This window comes from Flavobacterium cyclinae (assembly GCF_021172145.1).
GTDB classification, from domain to species: Bacteria; Bacteroidota; Bacteroidia; order Flavobacteriales; family Flavobacteriaceae; genus Flavobacterium; species Flavobacterium cyclinae.
Genome location: NZ_CP089095.1, coordinates 247,021 through 270,805 on the forward strand (window position 1 = coordinate 247,021; position 23,785 = coordinate 270,805).

Annotated in this window: 22 protein-coding genes; 11 read left to right on the forward strand and 11 right to left on the reverse strand. The window is 32.4% G+C overall.

What is annotated here, in order from left to right:
* Positions 1 to 63 precede the first annotated feature (63 nt).
* Positions 64 to 3,327, forward strand: coding sequence for a transcription-repair coupling factor (mfd, locus tag LOS86_RS01195; RefSeq protein ID WP_374107587.1), 3,264 nt, complete (start codon positions 64 to 66; stop codon positions 3,325 to 3,327).
* Positions 3,328 to 3,336: 9 nt separating this feature from the next.
* Here mfd and LOS86_RS01200 read toward each other — a convergent pair whose 3' ends face one another.
* Positions 3,337 to 3,558: a helix-turn-helix domain-containing protein gene (locus LOS86_RS01200; RefSeq protein ID WP_231842848.1), complete on the reverse strand. Its 222-nt coding sequence runs from the start codon at positions 3,556 to 3,558 to the stop codon at positions 3,337 to 3,339.
* A 139-nt stretch (positions 3,559 to 3,697) separates the two neighbouring features.
* Here LOS86_RS01200 and LOS86_RS01205 point away from each other — a divergent pair, with 139 nt between their 5' ends.
* On the forward strand, positions 3,698 to 4,129 hold the full coding sequence (locus LOS86_RS01205; RefSeq protein ID WP_231842849.1) for a lipocalin family protein: 432 nt from the start codon (positions 3,698 to 3,700) through the stop codon (positions 4,127 to 4,129).
* A gap of 60 nt (positions 4,130 to 4,189) precedes the next feature.
* Entirely contained in the window at positions 4,190 to 4,585 is a 396-nt protein-coding gene (locus tag LOS86_RS01210; protein ID WP_231842850.1) for a lipocalin family protein, read from the forward strand.
* Between the two features lie 91 nt (positions 4,586 to 4,676).
* Here the strand turns inward: LOS86_RS01210 and LOS86_RS01215 are convergent, their stop codons facing one another.
* The 6 genes from LOS86_RS01215 to panC are packed head-to-tail and all read right to left on the reverse strand — an operon-like array spanning position 4,677 to position 9,797.
* Complete coding sequence (locus LOS86_RS01215; RefSeq protein WP_231842851.1) at positions 4,677 to 5,003, reverse strand: hypothetical protein; 327 nt, start codon at positions 5,001 to 5,003, stop codon at positions 4,677 to 4,679.
* Entirely contained in the window at positions 5,003 to 6,364 is a 1,362-nt protein-coding gene (gene radA, locus LOS86_RS01220) for a DNA repair protein RadA (RefSeq protein WP_231842852.1), read from the reverse strand. Before radA ends, LOS86_RS01215 begins: the two co-directional genes overlap by 1 nt.
* Before the next feature lie 6 nt (positions 6,365 to 6,370).
* Positions 6,371 to 7,582: an alpha/beta hydrolase gene (locus LOS86_RS01225; RefSeq protein WP_231842853.1), complete on the reverse strand. Its 1,212-nt coding sequence runs from the start codon at positions 7,580 to 7,582 to the stop codon at positions 6,371 to 6,373.
* A gap of 41 nt (positions 7,583 to 7,623) precedes the next feature.
* The gene (locus LOS86_RS01230) at positions 7,624 to 8,538 is read right to left on the reverse strand and encodes a lysylphosphatidylglycerol synthase transmembrane domain-containing protein (RefSeq protein ID WP_231842854.1); all 915 of its coding nucleotides are present in this window, start codon (positions 8,536 to 8,538) and stop codon (positions 7,624 to 7,626) included.
* 46 nt (positions 8,539 to 8,584) lie between these two features.
* On the reverse strand, positions 8,585 to 8,935 hold the full coding sequence (gene panD, locus LOS86_RS01235) for an aspartate 1-decarboxylase (RefSeq protein WP_008255780.1): 351 nt from the start codon (positions 8,933 to 8,935) through the stop codon (positions 8,585 to 8,587).
* 13 nt (positions 8,936 to 8,948) lie between these two features.
* A complete protein-coding gene (gene panC, locus LOS86_RS01240; protein ID WP_231842855.1) occupies positions 8,949 to 9,797 on the reverse strand; it encodes a pantoate--beta-alanine ligase in 849 nt (282 codons plus the stop codon).
* Positions 9,798 to 9,904: 107 nt separating this feature from the next.
* Between panC and LOS86_RS01245 the strand changes: the two genes are divergently transcribed.
* The 5 genes from LOS86_RS01245 to LOS86_RS01265 all read left to right on the forward strand — a co-directional run bounded on the left by LOS86_RS01245 (position 9,905) and on the right by LOS86_RS01265 (position 16,328).
* Positions 9,905 to 10,711: a glycogen/starch synthase gene (locus LOS86_RS01245; RefSeq protein ID WP_231842856.1), complete on the forward strand. Its 807-nt coding sequence runs from the start codon at positions 9,905 to 9,907 to the stop codon at positions 10,709 to 10,711.
* A 16-nt stretch (positions 10,712 to 10,727) separates the two neighbouring features.
* Positions 10,728 to 12,455 (forward strand): BamH family beta-barrel-assembly machinery protein, encoded by a 1,728-nt coding sequence (gene bamH, locus LOS86_RS01250; RefSeq protein WP_231842857.1) that lies wholly within the window; start codon positions 10,728 to 10,730, stop codon positions 12,453 to 12,455.
* A 3-nt stretch (positions 12,456 to 12,458) separates the two neighbouring features.
* Positions 12,459 to 14,306, forward strand: a complete 1,848-nt coding sequence (gene glmS, locus LOS86_RS01255) for a glutamine--fructose-6-phosphate transaminase (isomerizing) (protein WP_231842219.1) — start codon at positions 12,459 to 12,461, stop codon at positions 14,304 to 14,306.
* 152 nt (positions 14,307 to 14,458) lie between these two features.
* Positions 14,459 to 15,970, forward strand: a complete 1,512-nt coding sequence (atpD, locus tag LOS86_RS01260) for a F0F1 ATP synthase subunit beta (RefSeq protein ID WP_231842858.1) — start codon at positions 14,459 to 14,461, stop codon at positions 15,968 to 15,970.
* A 76-nt stretch (positions 15,971 to 16,046) separates the two neighbouring features.
* On the forward strand, positions 16,047 to 16,328 hold the full coding sequence (locus tag LOS86_RS01265; RefSeq protein WP_231842859.1) for a F0F1 ATP synthase subunit delta/epsilon: 282 nt from the start codon (positions 16,047 to 16,049) through the stop codon (positions 16,326 to 16,328).
* 46 nt (positions 16,329 to 16,374) lie between these two features.
* Here the strand turns inward: LOS86_RS01265 and LOS86_RS01270 are convergent, their stop codons facing one another.
* Positions 16,375 to 17,859, reverse strand: coding sequence for an aminotransferase-like domain-containing protein (locus tag LOS86_RS01270; RefSeq protein ID WP_231843955.1), 1,485 nt, complete (start codon positions 17,857 to 17,859; stop codon positions 16,375 to 16,377).
* A 75-nt stretch (positions 17,860 to 17,934) separates the two neighbouring features.
* Here LOS86_RS01270 and LOS86_RS01275 point away from each other — a divergent pair, with 75 nt between their 5' ends.
* Complete coding sequence (locus LOS86_RS01275) at positions 17,935 to 19,755, forward strand: TonB-dependent receptor plug domain-containing protein (protein WP_231842860.1); 1,821 nt, start codon at positions 17,935 to 17,937, stop codon at positions 19,753 to 19,755.
* 122 nt (positions 19,756 to 19,877) lie between these two features.
* Here LOS86_RS01275 and LOS86_RS01280 read toward each other — a convergent pair whose 3' ends face one another.
* The 3 genes from LOS86_RS01280 to aspS all read right to left on the reverse strand — a co-directional run bounded on the left by LOS86_RS01280 (position 19,878) and on the right by aspS (position 22,134).
* A complete protein-coding gene (locus tag LOS86_RS01280) occupies positions 19,878 to 20,075 on the reverse strand; it encodes a cold-shock protein (RefSeq protein ID WP_231842861.1) in 198 nt (65 codons plus the stop codon).
* Between the two features lie 81 nt (positions 20,076 to 20,156).
* Entirely contained in the window at positions 20,157 to 20,387 is a 231-nt protein-coding gene (locus LOS86_RS01285; protein ID WP_231842862.1) for a hypothetical protein, read from the reverse strand.
* 1 nt (position 20,388) lies between these two features.
* On the reverse strand, positions 20,389 to 22,134 hold the full coding sequence (gene aspS, locus LOS86_RS01290) for an aspartate--tRNA ligase (protein ID WP_231842863.1): 1,746 nt from the start codon (positions 22,132 to 22,134) through the stop codon (positions 20,389 to 20,391).
* Between the two features lie 90 nt (positions 22,135 to 22,224).
* On the opposite strand from aspS, the gene LOS86_RS01295 reads away from it, so the two are divergent.
* Positions 22,225 to 23,232: a TlpA family protein disulfide reductase gene (locus tag LOS86_RS01295; RefSeq protein ID WP_231842864.1), complete on the forward strand. Its 1,008-nt coding sequence runs from the start codon at positions 22,225 to 22,227 to the stop codon at positions 23,230 to 23,232.
* A 163-nt stretch (positions 23,233 to 23,395) separates the two neighbouring features.
* The gene (locus LOS86_RS01300; protein WP_231842865.1) at positions 23,396 to 23,740 is read left to right on the forward strand and encodes a toxin-antitoxin system YwqK family antitoxin; all 345 of its coding nucleotides are present in this window, start codon (positions 23,396 to 23,398) and stop codon (positions 23,738 to 23,740) included.
* Positions 23,741 to 23,785 lie beyond the last annotated feature (45 nt).

Sequence of the window (23,785 nt, forward strand, 5' to 3'; positions counted from 1 at the left end):
TACGATAAGTCACCAAAGATTGCCGTTTTAGAAAGTACATTCGCAGCGCGCCAAAAGTCTCAGATGACGGGTTTGGTTGGTTCGTCGTTGTCTTTTGTGGCAAATTCGTTATTTTCGAAATCTGAACTTCCTTTCCTGATTTTATTCAGTAATAAAGAAGAAGCGGCTTATTATTTGAACGATTTAGAACAACTAATTAATGCCGAAGACGTTCTTTTTTACCCAAGTTCGTACCGAAGACCCTACCAAATTGAAGAAACCGACAACGCTAATGTGCTGCTTCGTGCTGAAGTTTTAAATCGAATCAATTCACGCAAAAAACCAGCAATTATTGTTTCGTATGCAGAAGCCATTTTTGAAAAAGTAGTTACTCGAAAAGAGTTAGAAAAAAACACGTTAAAACTTTCGGTTGGAGATAATTTATCAATTGATTTTATCAACGAAACTTTATTTGAATACAATTTCAAACGTGTCGATTTTGTTACCGAACCAGGCGAATTTTCCGTTCGTGGTGGAATCATCGACGTGTTTTCGTTTTCCAATGATAATCCGTACCGAATTGAATTTTTCGGAAACGAAGTCGATAGCATCCGAAGTTTTGATGTGGAAACTCAATTGTCAGTTGAAAAGCTGAAAAAGATTTCCATCATTCCAAATGTAGAAAATAAATTACTGCAAGAAAATCGTGAAAGTTTCTTAAATTATATCAACGAAAAAACGGTTTTAGTTATTCAAAATACCGAATTATTAGGCCAACAATTGGATAAATTATTCGACAAAGCCAATGAAGCTTTCGAGAAATTATCTAAAGATATCCAACACGCAAAACCCGAAGAATTATTCCTAAATCAAAAGCAATTTTTAAAACGAGCACTTGATTTTTCAGTTATTGAATTGCATACGAACGCTGTTTTTAAAACCGATAAAAAAGTTGAATTTCTTATTCAGCCGCAACCTTCGTTCAATAAGCAATTTGATTTGTTGTTGAACAATTTGAGTGAGAATCATTTCAACGGTTACAAAAATTATTTGTGTTGTTCCAATGAAAATCAAGCGAGTCGTTTTCATGCTATTTTTGAAGATATTGATGAAGCCAATCATGAAAGCATTCGCAAGCAATACAAAACCATGGTGTTGCCTTTATTTGAGGGTTTTATAGACGAAGAAAATCAAATAGCGTGTTACACCGACCATCAAATTTTTGAGCGTTACCATAAGTTTTCCATCAAAAATGGGTATTCGAAAAAGCAAACGATTACCTTAAAAGAACTGACTTCGTTATCGGTTGGCGATTATGTAACGCACATCGATCACGGCATTGGAAAATTTGGTGGCTTGCAGAAAATTCAAGTAGAAGGCAAAACGCAAGAAGCCATAAAATTGGTTTATGCTGATAACGATATTGTGTATGTGAGCATTCATTCGCTACATAAAATCTCAAAATACAATGGGAAAGATGGCGCGCCTCCTAAGATATACAAATTAGGAAGCACCGCTTGGAAAGCCTTAAAACAAAAGACAAAAGCACGTGTAAAACACATTGCGTTCAACCTAATTCAGTTGTATGCGAAGCGAAGATTAGATAAAGGTTTTCAGTTTGCACCCGATAGTTATTTGCAAAAAGAATTAGAAAGTTCTTTCATTTACGAAGATACGCCTGACCAAGTTACCGCAACAGCCGATGTAAAAGCCGACATGGAAAGCGAACGTCCGATGGATCGATTGGTTTGTGGTGACGTTGGTTTTGGAAAAACAGAAGTTGCCATTCGTGCAGCTTTTAAAGCGGTAGATAATGGAAAACAAGTCGCGGTTTTGGTTCCAACAACCATTTTAGCCTATCAACATTACCGAACATTTTCGGAACGTTTGAAAGATATGCCAGTTACCGTGAGTTATTTGAACCGATTTAGAACTACGAAACAAAAAGCCGATACGCTTCAAAAATTGCAAGAAGGAAAAGTCGATATTTTGATTGGAACACACCAATTGGTGAATAAAAATGTCCTGTTTAAAGATTTAGGTTTGTTGATTATCGACGAAGAACAAAAATTCGGAGTAAACGTAAAAGACAAATTGAAAACCATAGCTACGAATGTCGATACCTTGACTTTAACGGCAACTCCGATTCCGAGAACGTTACAGTTTTCGTTGATGGCGGCTCGAGATTTATCGGTAATTACAACGCCTCCACCCAATCGTTATCCGATTGAAACGCAAGTGATTCGTTTTAATGAAGAAGTCATTCGCGATGCAGTTTCCTACGAAATTCAACGTGGTGGCCAAGTTTATTTCATCAATAACCGAATTGAAAACATCAAAGAAGTTGCCGGAATGATTCAGCGATTGGTGCCAGGAGCAAAAGTGGGCATCGGTCACGGTCAAATGGATGGAAAAAAATTAGAAGAATTGATGTTGGCTTTTATGGAAGGCGAATTTGACGTTTTGGTCGCAACTACCATTATCGAAAGCGGTTTAGATGTACCAAATGCCAATACTATTTTCATCAATAATGCAAATAATTTCGGATTGTCTGATTTGCATCAAATGCGTGGTCGCGTGGGAAGAAGTAATAAAAAAGCGTTTTGTTATTTCATTACGCCACCGTATTCGATGATGACGGGAGAAGCGCAAAAACGTATTACGGCTTTGGAACAATTCAGCGAATTAGGAAGCGGTTTCAATATTGCAATGAAGGATTTGGAAATTCGTGGTGCAGGAGATTTATTAGGTGGTGAACAAAGTGGTTTTATCAATGAAATTGGTTTTGATACCTATCAAAAAATCATGAACGAAGCCATTGACGAGTTGAAAGAAAACGAATTCAAAGACTTGTACCAAGAAGAAAACGATATCGAAACCAAAGAGTTTGTCAAAGACATTCAAATTGATACCGATTTTGAATTGCTGTTCCCAGATGAGTACATCAACAACATTACTGAACGTTTGAATTTATACAACGAATTAAGCCAAATTAAAGACGAAGCAGCTTTACAACAATTTGAACAAAAACTAATCGACCGTTTTGGAGCGTTACCAAAACCAGCGATTGCGTTACTAAACAGCGTGCGCATCAAATGGAAAGCCACAGCGATGGGAATTGAACGTTTGATGATGAAACAAGGTAAAATGGTGGGTTATTTCATTGGCGACCAACAAAGCGATTTCTACCAAAGTAACCGTTTTATGAAAGTGCTACAATTTGCCCAACGCAATAGCAATGTTTGTAAAATAAAAGAAAAAGAAACCAAAAACGGCTTACGTTTATTACTGACTTTTGATAATGTGAAATCAGTGAATAAGGTGCTGGAGTTGTTGGAGGGGATTTAAATTATTTATCTATTCAATTCCTTTAAAAAATTCTTCTGGTGTAACTTTAAGAGCTTTCAGTATTTTATAAAGAGTATTTAGTTGAATGTTGGCGCCAGCTTCATATTTTCCATACTGAGGTCTGCTAATATTATTCTCATAAGCAAAGTATTCATAATTAGAATAACCAGCTTTTTTACGATAAAATTTTAGCTTTTCTCCAATTTTTTTTAAAAATATTTCTTCATCCATTTCCTCAATATCTATTGCTATTTAATATATGCAAATGAATAAAAAGACATGTTTTATTGTTACTCTTAAAAAGCAACCTCTTTATTAAGAGTTTTTTGTATATTTGCCTAAAAATTATGTTTAATCTTATTTAATTAAAATGAAAAAAATAATATTTATTTTGGTATGTATTCAAATACTTACTATTTCGTGCTCTAATGATGATGATAACTCTAATGACCAAAGAATAATTGGTAAATGGAATTATTACCAAGAAATAAATGAAATTAACGGAATTGATATTGGGACTTATGATTGGCCTCATTCATGTTCTAATATCAAAGATAATGTAGAGTTTGTTAATGATGGCAACTATATTGAATCTTCCTATTTAAACAATTGTCAAATTGATATAAGTAATTCTGGGAATGGTACGTGGAATTTAAATGGAAACAACCTGACAATTAATATTTGGGGCGATGTTTTTACATACCAAGTTGTATCAGTTACAGATGAATATTTAAAACTTAAGGCAACAGACGATATTCAGCCAGGAGATCCTGATTATTTTGTGATATTCTCAAGAAATTAATTATAATAAAACAACAAAAAACAAATATTTAGAAATACATTATTTAAAAATCAACACATTATGAAGAAATTTATACTTATAACATTCATTTTTTTTATTTTTTCATGCTCAAATGATGAAAATTCAAATTCAATTGACTCAGAAAGATTGGTTGGTACATGGTTTTTACAAAATACAACTATAAATGGAGAGGAAATAAGTACTCACGATATTGAAATTGAATTTACATCAAGTCAAAGAGCTTTTTTTACCCATTATAATTTAGGTTCAAATGGTCAAGATATTACTGAAAATGCAGATTATACTATAAACGGTAATAATATAGTTTTTACCTGGGATGATCCTGAGCCAGGAAATGAAACATTTACTTATGAAATTTTAGAATTGACTTCAACAATGCTTAAAGTCAAAAGTTATGATGCAGGTGATGTAGTAATTGAAATTTATATTAAGTAATTTATATTATAGGACCTAACACTCGTATATCTCACCACAACGATAGAGTATTTTCAGACCTGACAGGTTTCAAAAACCTGTCAGGTCTAATTTATCTCCTAAACAAATCAACCATCTCTCTATCTTCTTTTAATTTCTTAATTTTTTTCTTGTCTTGAATTTTAAAAGTAACTAGCATAATAATGCAAAGTACAATATAAGATAATGCTATAACCGAATAGCACAAAGGATAATCGTAGTTAAAATAATAGATTAAATTTTTTGAACCTCTTGTAGTGTATTCAGGAGTAATAATAGTAATAGGTATTCCAATTAAAAGTAATCGTAACCCATATTTTTTAAAATAATCGGGTTGATTTTCTAACTCTTGAATTCGATAATCAAGGCTTTTTAATCTTCTTTCTTTTAAATCATCCATTATCCAAACAACTCACTCACCACATCTTCAATTTTAGCCACTAAAACAATTTTGATTCCTGTGTTTTTCAATGAAATTTTGTTGTGTTTGGAAACAAAAATCGTGGTAAATCCTAATTTTTCGGCTTCTTGAATGCGTTGTTCAATACGGTTAACGGGTCTGATTTCGCCTGAAAGTCCTACTTCTCCTGCAAAGCAAAAACCTTCAGCAATAGCAATGTCTTCGTTTGAGGATAAAATAGCAGCCACAACTGCTAAATCAATTGCAGTGTCTTCTACAGAAATTCCGCCTGTAACGTTAAGGAAAACGTCTTTGGTTCCCAATCGAAATCCAGCACGTTTTTCTAAAACCGCTAAAATCATGTTTAAGCGTTTTGCGTTGTAACCTGTGGTGCTGCGTTGTGGCGTTCCATAAACTGCAGTACTTACTAAGGCTTGAATTTCAATCATCAACGGACGCATGCCTTCTAAAGTAGTAGCAATAGCAGTTCCTGAAAGTTGTTCGTCTTTATGCGAAATCAAAATTTCAGATGGATTATCTACTTCGCGTAAGCCAGAACCTTGCATTTCGTAAATCCCTAACTCAGCAGTAGACCCAAAACGGTTTTTTAACGAACGTAAAATTCGATACACGTGATTTCTGTCGCCTTCAAATTGCAAAACGGTATCGACCATGTGTTCCAAAATCTTGGGTCCGGCTATGGTGCCGTCTTTGGTAATGTGCCCGATTAAAAGTACGGGTGTATTGGTTTCTTTGGCAAATTTTATCAACTCGGCTGTACATTCTCTAATCTGTGAAATACTTCCGGCTGACGATTCAATGTAATCGGTATGTAAAGTTTGAATCGAATCGATAATGACAATATCGGGTTCAATTTCCAAAATTTGACGGAAGATATTTTGGGTTTTGGTTTCGGTTAAAATGTAGCAATTATCGCCATTCGAAGTAATACGTTCGGCACGCATTTTAATCTGTTTTTGGCTTTCTTCTCCCGAAACATAAAGGGTTTTATAAGGTAATTTTAAAGCAATTTGCAAGAGTAACGTACTTTTTCCTATTCCTGGTTCGCCGCCTAATAACGTTAAGGAACCTGGTACTAATCCACCACCCAAAACCCGATTCAACTCGTTGTCTGTCGTGTTTAATCGGATTTCTTGTGCAGTGTCTATTTCTTTTACGAGTAAAGGTTTTGTAACGGCTTTAGAAGTTGCGGTTGTAGTTTTCCAAGCGACTTTTTCTTCCTTTTGAACCAATTCTTCAACTATAGTATTCCATTCTTTACAGGCATTACATTGTCCTTGCCATTTCGAATATTGGGTGCCACAGTTTTGGCAAAAAAAAGCCGTTTTTACTTTACTCATAAGGTTTTATTCTTGTTTTTGTTCTTCTGTTGGTGTTTCTTCTGCAGGAGCTTCTGCCGGAACATCTTCAGTTGGTTTATCATCTTTACCTTTTAATGCTTCGGCTCTGTTTAACATGAAATCTTTAGTCAATTCGCGAATTGGCTCAAGAGTAAAAGCTCGTTGGTACGTTTTAACTGCTTTTTTATAATTTCCAGTTTTTTCAAAATACAAAGCTTGATGATAAGTTCCTAAAATAGTTTTAGGATAATGTTTATCAGCAAAATCCGCTAATGGTTGTAATTCGTTATATGCTTTGTTTTTTAAAATAGCAGCTTCAATAGCTTTAAAATCAGATAATCTAGGTTTCATTTTAAATCCAAAACGCTTTTCTAATTCGTCATATTTTGCAATTAAATAATCAGTATAACCCGAATCTAATTTTAAAATTTTATCTTGGAATTCTACCATTGAAATGGGTTGGTAACCATCAAAAATAAAATAGATAGCATTAGGAACTGCTTTAGCCACTAACGAATAATGTGAAGCGCCTTTGAAAGCATCGTTTTGATATTTAAAAGAAGCATTTGGAATCGCTTTGATATTGGCATCTAATTCTCCTGCTTTTTCGTTAATTTCTTTTAAATCCCCTTCGCCAGTAGCTTGATAATAGAAAATAGGTTTCGTTATTTTAGTCAATCGTTCAGCAATACGTTTTTCCATTTCAGGAGCCATTTCAGGAGCTAATGAAATATAGGCGTTGAAAATGGGATTGTCTTTGTACAAATAAAAGTTCAAGAAACCAGCAGTAGTGTCATGGCCTGCAATCATTCTAAATGGGATTGTACGATATTTTTTATCTACATATGGATAAAGTTCTTGACCAATAAATTCAAAGAAATTGGCTCCATTTCCTGAAGGAAATCCTGCGTCATCAAATTCGCTATCGGCAAATCGTGTTTCGCCATAATTTTGATTTACTGCGATGATAATCATTTCAGGTAAATCGTCCCAGTATGCACCATATTTTAGAATTCCTTCAAAAGGATCTAATAAATATTCTCCATCTAAAACTAATAAAGTAGGATAGCTTTTTTCAGGATTGGTTTCGTAAGACGGAGGAGTAACAACTGTAAATGTTCTTGTTCCAAGTTTTTTAGTTTCTAAAGTTTCAGTGTTTTTTTGGGCAAAAAGGAAAAAACTAAATAGAAAGATAATTAATGTAATAGGGGTTTTCATTTTAAATAGTTTGATTAAAAATAGATTAGCAATTTAGCAATTTATTTTTTATTTAAAATAGGTAATAGTAAATATGATAATAATCCCAATAAAATAGTTAATAATGTTTGAGAAACCCATACTAGCCAACCAAAAGCAACTCCTACTTCATTGGGAATACCGTATAGCGAATAAATCATTGCAATTGCTAATGGGTATGCGCCAAGCCCACCATTAGTAAAACCAACGGCTAGGCTTCCAAAAATAAACCCCATAATTACTACATCAAAGCTAATATTTGAAGTTTCAGGAAGCGCAAAAATGGTAACATAAAACATAATTAGGTAAGAGAACCAAATAAAAAATGAATGAAAAATGTAGTTCCATTTGTCTTTCATTTTTAAGATACTCGTCATGCCTTCAATTAAACCCGATAATTTGGTTTTTAATTTCTGAATAATTTTCCATTCAGCATAAATCCAAACTACTATAAAAAGAATAAAAATGATTATTCCACCAGCTAATAAGTATAAAATTTTTTCTACCGGTAGTTTTTCAATTAAAAATTGATAAAGTTTTTCAAATTGTAATAGGAAGGCAACAATTACAAATAAAAAGAAAATCATTAAATCTACGATTCGTTCTGCAACGATTGTTCCAAATCCCTTGTCGAATGGAACGTTTTCATATTTTTTTAGTAAAGCAGCTCTAGAAATTTCACCTGATCTAGGTATGGTAAGGTTTACAAAATAGGAAACACAAACGGTAAGTAAATCGTTGTGAAACTTTGTTTGATATCCTAAGTGATTAAGAGCAAATTTCCAACGATAAGCACGAGACCAAAATCCGAAAAGTGCTATAAAAAGGGATAAATAAATGTAAAAATAATCGGCTTTTATGAAGCTGACTTTAATTTTTTCTAATTCATCTGGTGAAAGGGTAGTATACTGATAATAAATAATTCCTAACCCAATCAACAAAGGGATAGTTAGACTTAAAAATTTTCGTATACTAGCTTTCAAACTATGTTAAAGAGTTATCTTTCTCGTTAGGAAAAACTAAAGTAGGTTTGAATTTTTTAGCTTCTTCAAAGTCCATAATTCCATAAGAAATTATAATTACGATATCACCACGATGCACTTTGCGAGCGGCTGGTCCGTTTAAAGTAATTTCACCGGTATTTCTTGGTCCTTTGATGGCATACGTTTCTAATCGTTCTCCATTATTAATGTTAACGATTTGTACTTTTTCACCTTCAATAATGTTAGATGCTTCCATTAAAGCTTCATCTATGGTGATACTCCCAATATAATTCAAATCGGCACCTGTTACGGTTACTCGATGAATTTTCGATTTTACTACTTGAATTTGCATGATGCAAAGGTAATTAATTTAGTGAAATATTATCTATTAATCGAATATTCTCAATAAAAATTGCAATAAAGCCTCGGTATTTTTTATCTGCTTCTTTGGTATTGACAGGTAAAAGCGTTGTTTCGTCAGCAATTTCAAAATACTCTAGTTGAAAATCAGGATGTTTTTGGAATTCGTTTTCAACCCATTTTACAGTTGCTTCAGCTGAATTTGTTGCAAATATTTCTTTTGCCGAATTCAGAATTTGATAAATGATAGCTGCATTTTTTCTTGCCGTTTCTGATAACCGCTCATTTCTTGAACTCATAGCCAATCCGCTGTCTTCTCTATGAATAGGACAACCAATTACAGCAACCGGAATGTTATTTTTTTCAACTAATTTTTTTACAATTTGTAATTGTTGAAAATCTTTTTCGCCAAAATATGCTTTGTTTGGTTGAACAATTTCAAATAATCTTTTAACTATAGTTCCAACGCCATCAAAATGTCCTGGGCGATGTTTTCCTTCCATTTGGTTTTCTAAACCATCGTAATCAAAAGATTGAGAAACGGTCTTACCTTCATAGATATCTTCAACTTCTGGGGCATAAACAATAATAGTATTGCTTACTTCTTGCATAATTTGAATATCACGTTCAAGAGTTCTAGGATATTTATCTAGGTCTTCAGAGTTGTTAAATTGCGTGGGATTTACAAAAATACTCATCACAGTAATTTCGTTTTCAGAAAGCGATTTTTCTAATAAAGACAAGTGTCCTTTGTGAAGTGCACCCATCGTAGGAACAAATCCAATCGATTTATTTTGTTGAATTAAGGGGCTTAAAAAAGCGCTTAAATCAGACTTTTTATTAAAAATGAGCATTTTTATATGGATTAAATCAGTTGCAAACTTACTATTTTAGTAGATAAATCCATAAAATTTTGTAATTTTGCAAGGTTTTTTAAACCAATAATAAACTAGAATACATTATGGAAGATAAGAGGATATTGTATGTATCATCTGAAGTGGTGCCTTATTTAGCCGAAAATGAAGTTTCGTTACAGTCGTATGAAATGCCAAAAATGATTAATGACTTAGGGGGACAAATACGAATTTTTATGCCTAGATATGGTAATATTAACGAAAGAAGACATCAATTGCATGAAGTTATTCGTTTATCAGGTATGAATTTAGTGGTAAATGATATGGATATGCCTCTTATTATCAAAGTTGCTTCAATTCCTAAAGAAAGAATCCAAGTATATTTTATTGATAACGATGAATATTTCAAAAGAAAAGCTACTTTTTCAGACGAAGATGGAATTTTATATTCAGATAATGATGAAAGAGCTATTTTCTTTGCTAAAGGAGTTGTTGAAACGGTAAAAAAATTAAATTGGGTTCCTGATGTTATTCACGTACATGGATGGATGGCAGCACTTTTACCTGTTTATTTAAAACACTACTATAAAGATGAAGGTATTTTTGCTGAAACAAAAATAGTTACTTCTGTTTATGAACAAGGTTTTGAAGGGGAACTGAACAGTGAATTTTTAAACAAAATTTTATTTGATAATATTGATGCAAATTCTGTAGCTGATTTAAGTAGTCCAACTTATGAAAATTTGATGAAAGTTTGTATTGCTCATTCTGATGCTTTGGTTTCAGGTTCTCAAGTGTTATCTCCAACTTTAACAAAATTTATAGAAAGTACAAAAAAACCTTTTTTACCTTTCGCCTCTAAAGATACCATTAAAGAAGAATATACTTCGTTTATAAAGAATCACTTACTATAAAAAGGGTTTTACCACTATGAAAAATAATTTATTAAAAATAGCTACACTTTTATTTCTTTTTCTCTCTTTATTGTCATGTGACAAGGATTTTAATACTTTAGAATCGGATGTAATTGGAGATAATCATTTTGATTTAGAGAAATATGAAGCTGAAAATTTAATTGCCTATACAAAAGCAACAGGTCCTGTTCAAGCAAATAATTTACCTCTAAATGCATTGGGGATTTATAACAATCCTAAATTTGGAATAACAAAAGCTCATTTTGTTACTCAAGTTGAATTAAGTACAGAAAATCCGTCTTTTGGATATGACCCTGTAATTGATTCTGTTTACTTGTATGTTCCTTATTTCAGTACTCTAGAGTCCACTGAAACTTCAGGTGAAAGAATTTATGAATTGGATTCAATTTATGGAAATCCTGAAACAGGAAAATTTAAATTATCAGTTTTAGAAAATGGGTATTACTTAAGAGATTTTGATCCTTCTGATAATTTACAAAGTGCTCAAAAATACTACAGTGATGATAAAAATTTAATTGACCCATTTAAAGGTTCAGAATTGTTGAATAACAGTTCAAATGTAGATCAAAATAATGAGTTTTATTTTAGTAAAAAAGAATTGTATATCTATAAAACGGATGGTGCAGGATTGTATCTAGATAGTAACGGAGCTGTGCTTTCTGATCAAAACGATGCATCACTTAGGGTTATTAAAGACAGAAAAACACCAGGGATTTGGTTGGATTTAAAAAGTAGTTTTTTTCAACAAAAAATTATCGATGCTACAGCAACTGGAAATTTATTTAACAACAATATTTTCAAAAATTATTTCAGAGGATTATTGTTTGAGGTAGAAGAAATTAATCCAGGACAGGGAGCTTTAGCTATTCTTGATTTCTCTAAAGCAGAACTTAAAATTTTATATAAAGCTTCTGCAGAGCCAACAGTTGAAAATCCGAATCCAATAAGAACAAGAAGAGAGTTTTCTTTAAAAATGGGATATAATTCTTCTTCAACTTTAAGAAATAATAGTATCAATTTATTAGAGTATAATTATTCTTCTGATTATCAAACAGGAATTAACAATTCTAATGATGTGTTAGGGGATGAAAAATTATATATTAAAGGAGGAAATGGATCTGTAGCTTTTATAGATTTATTTAATGCTACTGAACTTCAGCGTTTGAGAGATGATATTGCTGATAATAATTGGTTAATCAATGATGCTCGATTGACTTTTTTCATTGAAAAAGATGAAATGGTAGCGGTTGATAAAGACGAAGAACCTCAAAGAATTTATATTTTTGATGCTACAAATAATAAAGTAATAGTGGATTATTCTTACGATAGTTCTTCAAGTTTTAATCCTAAGAATAATAAAGTTATCTTTGGAGGAATCATTGAAAGAGAAACTGACGAACCTAAAAAAGGAATTAAGTATACTGTGCGATTAACAGAACATATTAAGAGCGTTTTAAAAGCAGATACTAATGGTGATTTCCAAGATAATATTAAAATTGGAGTTTCAGTAACAGAGTCTATAAACCTTACGGCAAGTGCTGCTGTAAAAACCCCTATATCGGCTAATGGATTTGCGGTTAATTCAATACCACTAGCATCAATATTAAATCCCCTAGGAACTGTTTTACATGGTCCATTGAGTACTGCTACTTATACAGACGACAATGGTAACGTAGTACCAATGAAATTAAAACTTGAAATATTTTTCACTAAACCGAACTAATTTATGTGTGGAATTGTAGGATATATAGGCAAAAGAGATGCTTATTCTGTAATTATTAAAGGATTACACCGTTTAGAGTATAGAGGTTATGATAGTGCAGGTATCGTTTTATATGACGGTAACGAATTAAAATTATCTAAAACTAAAGGTAAGGTATCTGATTTAGAAGCAAAAGCGCAAGAAGAAAATACAACAATTGGTAAAATAGGTATGGGGCATACGCGTTGGGCAACTCATGGTGTGCCTAATGATGTTAATTCGCATCCTCATTTTTCAAACTCTGGAAAATTAGTAATTATTCATAATGGAATTATTGAAAATTACGAACCTTTAAAACAAGAATTAATCAAAAGAGGTTATACTTTTAAATCGGATACAGATACTGAAGTATTGGTTAATTTGATTGAAGAAGTTAAGAAAAAAGAAAATTGTAAGTTAGGTCATGCGGTTCAAATTGCATTAAACCAAGTTATTGGTGCTTATGCAATTGCAGTAATTGATGTTGAAAAACCTGATGAAATTATAGTAGCACGTTTAGGAAGTCCACTAGCAATTGGAATTGGAGAAGAAGAATTTTTTATTGCTTCTGATGCAACACCTTTTATCGAGTATACGTCAAATGCTATTTATTTAGAAGATGAAGAAATGGCAATTGTGCGTTTACACAAACCATTAAAAGTTAGAAAAATTAAAGACGATTCTTTGGTTGATCCTTATATTCAAGAACTTCAATTAAACTTGGAGCAAATTGAAAAAGGGGGTTACGATCATTTTATGATGAAAGAAATCTATGAGCAACCAAGTGTAATCAAAGATACTTATAGAGGAAGACTTTTGGCTAATAAAGGGATAGTACAAATGTCGGGTGTAGAAGATAATTTGGAAAAATTCTTAAATGCTAAACGAATCTTGGTTGTGGCATGTGGAACTTCATGGCATGCTGGATTGGTAGCCGAATATATTATAGAAGAATTTTCAAGAATTCCTGTTGAAGTAGAATACGCATCTGAATTCCGATATAGAAATCCTATTATTAATAAAGATGATGTGGTAATTGCAATTTCTCAATCTGGTGAAACTGCTGATACTCTTGCCGCTATTAAGTTGGCTAAAGAAAATGGAGCATTTGTATTTGGAGTTTGTAATGTGGTTGGTTCTTCCATTTCTCGTGAAACTCATGCAGGAGCTTATACACACGCTGGACCAGAAATTGGAGTAGCATCTACTAAAGCATTTACTACGCAAATTACAATTCTTACTTTGTTAGCACTTCGTTTGGCTAAAGCTAAAGGTACTTTAAGTAATTCTGATTACCAACGTTATTTGCTTGAATTAGAGTTGATACCTGAAAAAGTTGAAGAAGCATTATTAACAAATGATATTGCTAAAAAAATTGCCGAAATTTACAAAGACGCATCGAATTGCTTATATTTAGGTAGGGGATATAATTTCCCAGTAGCTTTAGAAGGAGCTTTGAAATTAAAAGAGATCTCTTATATTCATGCAGAAGGTTATCCAGCAGCTGAAATGAAGCACGGACCTATTGCTTTGATTGATGAGCACATGCCGGTTATTGTTATTGCACCAAATAAAGGACACTATGATAAAGTGGTAAGTAACATTCAAGAAATTAAATCAAGAAGTGGAAAAATTATTGCAGTGGTAACTAAAGGAGATACTCAAGTAAAAGCTTTAGCAGATCACGTTATTGAAATTCCAGAAACTAACGAACCATTTACACCATTATTAACTACAATTCCATTACAGTTATTGTCGTATCATATTGCAGTTTTAAGAGGTTGTAATGTTGATCAACCAAGAAATTTAGCAAAATCTGTAACCGTAGAATAACAAATTAAAAGCGAAATTGTATAATTTCGCTTTTTTATTGCAAAAAATTCAAAAAATAAATTGCAAAATTGTTTTAGAAAAAACTATCTTTGCACTCGGAAAAATACATCATTTTTTCAACATTAATTAGCTATTAAATAAATACATAAGCAATGTCTAGAATCACAGGAAAAGTTGCACAAATTATCGGACCAGTTGTTGACGTCGTGTTTAATGATGCAAATGCTGAGTTACCAAAAATTTACGATTCATTAGAAATCACTAAAAAAGACGGTACTTTATTAGTATTAGAAGTTCAATCTCATATTGGAGAAAATACAGTTCGTACAATTTCTATGGACTCTACAGACGGTTTGTCTAGAGGTGCTGAAGTAGTTGCTACTGGAGCTCCAATTCAAATGCCAATTGGTGGTGAGGTTTTTGGACGTCTATTTAATGTAATCGGTGATGCTATCGATGGTTTAGGAGATTTACCAAAAACAGGTGAAAGTGGTTTACCAATTCACAGACCTGCTCCAAAATTTGAAGATTTATCAACTTCTACTGAAGTTTTATTTACAGGTATTAAAGTAATCGACTTAATTGAGCCTTATGCTAAAGGAGGTAAAATTGGATTATTTGGTGGTGCTGGAGTAGGTAAAACCGTATTGATTCAAGAATTAATTAACAATATTGCAAAAGGTCACGGTGGTTTATCAGTATTTGCTGGTGTAGGTGAGAGAACTCGTGAAGGAAATGACCTTTTAAGAGAGATGTTAGAATCAGGAATTATTAAATATGGTGATGATTTCATGCACTCTATGGAAAATGGAGGATGGGATTTAGCTAAAGTAGATAAAGAATTAATGAAAGATTCTAAAGCTACTTTCGTATTCGGTCAGATGAATGAGCCACCAGGAGCACGTGCTCGTGTTGCTTTATCAGGTTTAACAATTGCTGAATATTTCCGTGATGGAGCAGGAGATGGACAAGGAAAAGACGTACTTTTCTTCGTTGATAACATCTTCCGTTTTACACAAGCAGGTTCTGAGGTGTCTGCACTTTTAGGTCGTATGCCATCTGCGGTAGGGTACCAACCTACATTAGCAACAGAAATGGGTGCGATGCAAGAGCGTATTACCTCAACTAAAAAAGGATCTATTACATCTGTACAAGCGGTTTACGTACCTGCGGATGACTTAACTGACCCGGCTCCTGCAACAACGTTTGCTCACTTAGATGCAACAACAGTATTGTCTCGTAAAATTGCTGAGTTAGGTATTTATCCTGCAGTAGATCCATTAGATTCTACTTCTCGTATCTTAACTCCGGAAATTTTAGGTAAAGATCACTACGAGTGTGCTCAAAGAGTAAAAGAGATTCTTCAAAAATACAAACAATTACAAGATATCATCGCTATCTTAGGTATGGAAGAGTTGTCAGAAGACGATAAATTAGCAGTTGCTAGAGCGCGTCGTGTACAACGTTTCTTATCTCAGCCTTTCCACGTAGCGGAGCAATTTACTGGTATTCCTGGAGTATTAGTAGATATTAAAGATACTATCAAAGGATTTAACATGATTATTGATGGTGAGTTAGATCACTTACCAGAAGCAGCATTTAACCTTAAAGGTACTATCGAAGAAGCTATCGAAGCTGGAGAGAAAATGTTAGCAGAAGCTTAATTTAGTGTTCAGTGTTCAGTCACAGTATTCAGTTACTTGCTAATCACTAATTACTAATCACTAATCACTAAGAAATATGATTTTAGAAATAGTATCACCAGAAGCTACATTGTTCAAAGGAGAAGTTACTTCGGTAGCAGTTCCTGGAGTTAACGGTGAGTTTCAAATGCTAAATAATCACGCACCAATTGTTTCATTGTTAGCAAAAGGAAACGTGAAAATCAATGCTCAAAATATTAAAATTGAAAAAGAATTTGCTTCTAAATTCAATAAAGTAAATGAGCAAACGTACTGGCTGCCTATTAATTCAGGTACCATCGAAATGAATGAAAACAAAATTATTGTTTTAGCTGACTAAGACAATAAAATGTATAGTAAAAAGTCCTGCAATTTGCAGGACTTTTTTATTTTAAATTTATGTAAGCTTGCTTTAATTTACTCACCACAATTTCTATTTCTTCTTCATTTAATTGACCAAAACCAAATCGAATAGCACATACATTTTTATCTTGATATAAAATTTTCTTTGGTAAATGTAAATCGAGTTTTAATGCTTCTTCTGCAAGCTTTATTAATGAGATTTTTTGAGTAAATTCTAACCAAATTGCTAAGCCTCCATTGGGCTTTTTATAGGTAATATATTCATTCAAATGTTCGTCTAAAAGTTGACATAAAAGCTCCAAACGTTTTTCGTAAAGGAGAATATTTTTTTTAATTAATCGGTGAATTTCGCCTTCATAAATTAATTCTGATAACATTTGTTCTTGAATTAAATCGCCCTGTTTGTCAAGAATTTGCAAGTAGTTTTTTGCTTCAAGAATCAAATTTTCAGGTGCTACAACAAAACCTGATTGAAAACTTGGAAAAAGAGATTGCCCAAGTTTCCCCAAATAAATTACCTGTCCATTAGTGTCTGAACTCGCCAAAGGTAATTTTGCGGTTCCTTCAAATTGAAAATCATAATCAAAATCATCTTCTATAATGGCAAATTTATATTGGTTCGCCAATTCTAATAATTGTAATCTTCTATTAGGACTCAAGGAATTTGTTGTAGGATAATGTCTGTTAGAACAAACATAAACACATCGAATTTTTTCTTTTTTGCATAGTTTTTCAATTTGTTCAATGCTTAATCCAAATTCATCTGTAGTAATGGTTTTTATTTTTGCGCCCACTTGTTGAAAAATCATATTAGCGGCATAATTACTCAAATTACCAACCAAGACTATATCGTCTTTTTTTAGTAATAATTGTGAAATAATATACAAACTCATTTCGGTACTCCGAGTATTCATTATATTATTCGGATTTATTTTAAAACCTCGAGTTGCGTTAAGATAATTGGCCAATTGTACTTCAAAGTTGGAATAGGCTGTAGGTTTGTTCCATTTTGAAATCAAATTTTTTCGTTTCATAGAGGCACTGTACCATTTTGAAAACTGATGTATAGGATGTAATCTTAAATCGGGTTGCCCATCATTAATATTAAAACGTGCCTTGATTAGTTCATCTGTAGGCGATAAATGAAACGAAGTTTGAAAAGTAAATCCAGTAGTTTTAGCATAATCACTCACTAAATTTTTACTTTCATGAATTGCTTTTAAGGTTGCGGTTTTAAGTTCGGGAATTAAAACATATGTACCTTTATTAGGAACAATTTCAACCCAACCTTGTGAAGCTAATTCTTCATAAACTGCAACAACAGTATTGCGATTAATATGTAAAGCTTGACTTAAAATTCGGGTTCCAGGTAAAACCGTACCTTTTGTAATAATTCCGCGTTGAATAGCATTGATAATTTGTTGGGATATTTGAATAAATACAGGATTGTCACTCTTTTTTTCAAACTGAATGATGGAATTTAATATTGCAATAACCGGACTAGCTATATTTTTCAAACTGGACTACTTTAATAGTCCGGAAAGTTACGACTTTTGCACCGAAATAAAGAAATATATTTATAAATGAAAAAAATTGGTTTTTTACTGTCGTTAAGTTTTGCGGTTTTAAAAGGAAATGCTCAGGAAAATATTCAGAAAACAGATACATTAAAAGAAGTTGTAATTACATCTTCGCGTATTGATTTACCGTTCAAAGAAAATTCAAGAACTATTCAAATAGTTTCTGCTGAAGATATTAAAAAATTAGGTGTTACAAATGTTGCCGATGCTTTACAACAAATTGCTGGAATTGATGTTCGTCGTCAAGGTATAAACGGAATGCAATCGGATTTATACATTAGAGGGGGAAGTTTTGATCAGACTTTATTGTTAATTGATGGTATAAAAGTAGATGATGCGCAAACGGGACATCATACTATGAATTTAGCTTTACCTATTGAAGTTATCAAAAGAATTGAAGTAATAAAAGGACCTGCGGCTCGTATTTTTGGGCAAAATGCTTATAGTGGTGCTATTAATATTGTAACTAAAGATGCTCCTGAAAATTCATTAGTTGCAAAAGTGCAAGGTGGCTCTTTTCATCAATTTTTAGGGGAAGTTACTGGAGCAATTAATATGGAAAAATCGAGTCATTTGGTTCATATAAGTAAAAATTTCTCGGAAGGTTATCGATACAATACCGACTTTGACAATACAAATATTTTTGTAAAAAGTCAGTTTAATAAAGATAAGCAACCAATTGACTTCATTGCAACATTGAGCGAACGAAAATTTGGTGCTAATGGATTTTATGGAATCGCATCTGCAACAGAACAATATGAAGAAACTCAGGCCAGTTTAATTGGGTTTTCAACTATAATTAAGAAAGGGAATTTAACTTTGAAACCAAGAATATATTGGAGAAGAAATCAAGATTTATATTTATATATCAGAAGTAATCCATCGGCTTACAGAAACATGCACATTACAAATAAAATTGCAGCCGAATTAAACGCTTCTTATCAATCAGATCTTGGAATTACCGGTTTTGGAGTGGAGTTTTCAAAATATTATATTGGTAGTAACCGTTTAGGAGATAATCAAAGAGAAATTGCGAGTTTATTTTTAGAACATCGTTTTCAATTTTTCAACACTGTTTTAGATGTTACTCCCGGAATTTCCGCTTCTTATTTTTCAGATTTTGACAATCAAGTTTTTCCTGGTGTAGATGTAGGTGTTCAAATTTCAGATAAATTTAGAGCTTACGGGAATATTGGAACTTCTTACAGAGTGCCTACTTATACCAATTTATATTATTCTTCACCAACAACTATAAGTAATCCAAATTTAAATACGGAAGAAGCTTTTTCACAAGAAATTGGTTTAAAATATATAAGTAATAGGTTTAATTTTTCGGTAGCTGCTTTTAATCGTGATGCTGATAATTTAATTGATTATGTTCGTGAGAATTCAACGGATGCTTGGCAAGCACAAAACATTCAAAGTGTAAGTACTAAAGGATACGAGACGCAATTAGATTACTCATTTACGATTCATAATTTGCCTCAAAAAATTCAGTTAGGTTATGCTTATTTAGATAACGATGTTAAGAAAAGTGAAGCTAATTTTTCGCAATATGCTATCAACTCAATGAAACATCAGTTTACAAGTAGCTTTCAATTCAATTTCTTTAAAGGATTAAATACCACTATTGCTTATCGATATGTAGAACGTACTGCAGGAATGAGCTACAATGTGTATGATGCTAATATTAGTTATAGAATAAGAGCAATTGAGTTATCTATGTTTGCTAATAATATTTTTAATGCAGATTATATTGAGTCCGGTATGATTCCTATGCCAAAAGGGAATGTGTTATTTGGTATGAAGTATTTTTTTAAATAAAATAAAGTTTGTTAAGTGAAGAGGGGCTGCAGTAATGTAGCCCTTTTTTAATGAAGGCCATAAAAAAAGTCCCGATTTAAATCGGGACTTTGACTTTCTAGGTAATCAAAAAATATTATATATTATTCGATAACTACTACCTGAGCAGCTACTTTACCTTTTCTTCCTTCTTCTTCTTCGTAACTTACGCTGTCTCCTTCATTTAAAGATTCAACTTTCATTCCAGTAGCGTGTACGAAAATGTCTTTTCCAGTTTCATCATCAGTAATAAAACCGTAACCTTTTGATTCATTGAAGAACTTAACTTTACCTGTTCTCATTGTGTATTGTAAAAAATTAATAATTATCAAAGATATACTTATTTACAACACAAACAAGAAAAAGTTAAAAATATTTCAAATTTATTGATTATCAGACGCTTCTTTTTTCTTTAAATCAAAATTTAACATTCTGTCTCTAGTTTCTTTATTTTTAAATCGGGAATATAAAAAAATAGGAATTAGCACAAATGTTACCAATAAAATTCCAATTCCAATCCACTTGTCGCCATTTAACCCGTTGTGTTTTTGAATGTATCCAAACGAAATAAATCCAACAATAATAATGATAAGTGCAATTAGAACTTTTTTCATTTTATCTTAATTTAATATGTAATTCTTGTAATTGTGCTTCATCAATTGTTGAAGGAGCATCAATCATTACGTCTCTTCCTGAGTTGTTTTTAGGGAATGCAATAAAATCACGAATCGTTTCTTGTCCACCTAAAATAGAAACTAATCTATCCAAACCGAAAGCTAAACCTCCGTGTGGTGGTGCTCCAAATTCGAAAGCGCTCATTAAGAAACCAAATTGTGCTTGTGCTTCTTCTTTGCTAAATCCTAACAAATCAAACATTCTCGATTGTAATTCTCTGTCGTGAATACGAATAGAACCACCACCAATTTCGTTTCCGTTTAAAACCATATCATAAGCATTAGCGCGAACTTTTCCTGGTTCAGTTTCAATTAATGCCATGTCTTCTGGTTTTGGAGAAGTAAAAGGATGGTGCATTGCATGATATCTTCCGCTTTCTTCGTCCCATTCTAATAATGGGAAATCTACTACCCATAATGGAGCAAATTCGTCTGATTTTCTCAAACCTAAACGAGTAGCTACTTCCATACGAAGTGCCGATAATTGTGTTCTTACTTTATTTGCATTACCCGATAAAATCAAAATTAAATCACCAGGTTTTGCATTGGTTATTTCAGCCCATTTTTTCAAATCTTCTTGATCGTAGAATTTGTCTACTGATGATTTGAAAGTTCCATCTTCTTCACATTTTACATAGACCATTCCCGAAGCTCCAATTTGAGGGCGTTTTACCCAATCAATTAAAGCATCGATTTCTTTTCTCGTATAAGTTGCACAACCTGGTGCAGCGATTCCAACTACTAATTCAGCTGAATTGAATACAGGGAAATCTTTATGTTGGGCAACGGCATTCAACTCGCCAAATTTCATTTCAAAACGAATATCTGGTTTGTCATTACCGTACGTTTTCATAGCGTAATCGTAAGTAATTCTTGGGAATTTATCTACTTCAATTCCTTTGATTTCTTTTAGTAAATGACGGGTTAAACCTTCAAACATGTTTAATATATCTTCTTGTTCAACAAATGCCATTTCACAGTCGATTTGAGTAAATTCTGGTTGACGGTCAGCACGTAAATCTTCGTCACGGAAACATTTCACAATTTGGAAATATTTGTCCATTCCACCCACCATCAACAACTGTTTGAAGGTTTGTGGTGATTGTGGTAAAGCATAAAACTGACCTTCATTCATTCTACTTGGTACTACGAAATCACGTGCACCTTCTGGAGTAGATTTAATTAAATAAGGCGTTTCTACATCACAAAAACCTTGGTCAGAAAGATATTTTCTTACTTCCATCGATACTTTATGACGGAACAATAAGTTGTTTTTAACCGGATTTCTTCTGATATCTAAATAACGGTATTTCATACGAATATCTTCACCACCATCCGTTTCGTCTTCAATAGTGAATGGAGGCAATTGTGCTTCGTTTAAAATGGTTAATTCAGCAACTAAAATTTCAATTTCACCCGTTGCCATATTAGCGTTTTTCGATTCGCGCTCAATCACAGACCCTTTTACTTGAATTACAAACTCTCTTCCAAGGGATTTTGCTTTTTCAAAAACAGCTTTATCAGTTCTTTGTTCGTCGAAAATTAATTGGGTAATACCATAACGGTCACGTAAATCAACCCAAATCATAAAACCTTTATCTCTCGATTTTTGAACCCAACCTGCTAGGGTAACTTCTGTATTAATGTGTGAAGCGTTTAATTCGCCACAGTTATGACTTCTGTACATTTCTTGAAATTTTTTGCAAATGTAGTAACAAATATTAATTTTTTCCGTTTAATTTTAATAGATTTGAAACATTAAATAACACATTTACACATGAAAAAAGCATTCATTTTATTTTTTGTAGCAATTATTTCTGGATTTGCTCAAAATGCAACTAACGTTGTTACGTTAAACGTTAAAATTACCAATAGATTTTCAGATACTATTACCATTTCTTCAGGTCGTAATTTTATTCAAAAAGTGGGGATAAATAGTAAAGGTGAATTTCAAACTACATTTGAAGGTAGTAAAGAAGGAAGTTTATATCGATTTAATGATGGAAATGAAGGAACCACAATGTTTTTGAAAAACGGCTATGATTTATCAATGACATTAGATACCAAAGATTTTGATGAGACTATAGTTTACAAAGGAAAAGGGGCTAATGAAAATAATTATTTAGCTCAAAAAGCATTGTCTGATGAAAAGTTTGAAATGGAGTTAGAATCATTATTTGATGCTGATGAAGCTACTTTTAAAGCTGCATTAGCTAGAAAGAAAGCTAATGATATAAAAATGATTGACGGAAAAGGATTAGACGAAACGTTAGTTAATATGTTGCGTCCTTCTTTTGATCAAGAGGAGAAATTTTTGTTAGATTATTTCAAACAAAAAGCAGCTGCTAAAAAGATGGAAGGCGTTGCTTCGCCAACTTTTGATTATGAAAATCACAAAGGAGGGAAAACTAAATTAGAAGACTTAAGAGGGAAATATGTTTACATTGATGTTTGGGCTACTTGGTGCGGTCCATGTAGAGCAGAAATTCCTCATTTGAAAAAAGTGGAAGAAAAATATCATGGTAAAAACATTGAGTTTGTAAGTATTTCTGTAGATACCGATAAAGATCATGAAAAATGGCAAAAATTTGTAGTTGACAAAGAATTAGGCGGAATTCAATTATTTGCAGATAAAAATTGGAATTCTGATTTTATTAAAGCTTTTGGCATTAACGCAATTCCAAGATTTTTATTAATTGGTCCAGATGGTAAAGTAATAAAAGCAGATGCACCAAGACCTTCTTCATCGTCATTAGTTGAATTATTAGATAGTTTAGTGAAGTAATTACATTACAAATAATAAGCAATTTTAAAGCCAATACAAGCGTATTGGCTTTTTTAATGTTAAATATTTACTCAATGTTACCAAATTGTTAACAAAAAGTTTTTTTATTGTAAAAAACTTTTTATATTTGTTACTGTAATGTTAACCTAAAAAAGAAAAGACTATGAAAAATGTATTGATTGCCGGAGTTATGTTAGTGACAAGTCTAACATTTGCACAAGAAGTAAAACCAAAATATGAAGTTATAGGACAAGAAGTTAAAGCAACTTTTTATTATGATAACGGTCAAGTTAAACAAGAAGGTAATTATTTAAACGGTAAGCCTAATGGAAAATGGGTTTCGTTTAATGAAGATGGTTCTAAACAAGCTATTGGAGAATATAATAATGGAGTTAAAACAGGCAAATGGTTTTTTTGGTCTGAATCAACTTTAAATGAAGTAGATTTTTCTGATAGTAGAATTGCGGAAGTAAAAAAATGGTCTAAAGATGTATTAGCTAAAAACTAATTACATTATAAATAACAAAAATGTCCCGATTTTCATCGGGACATT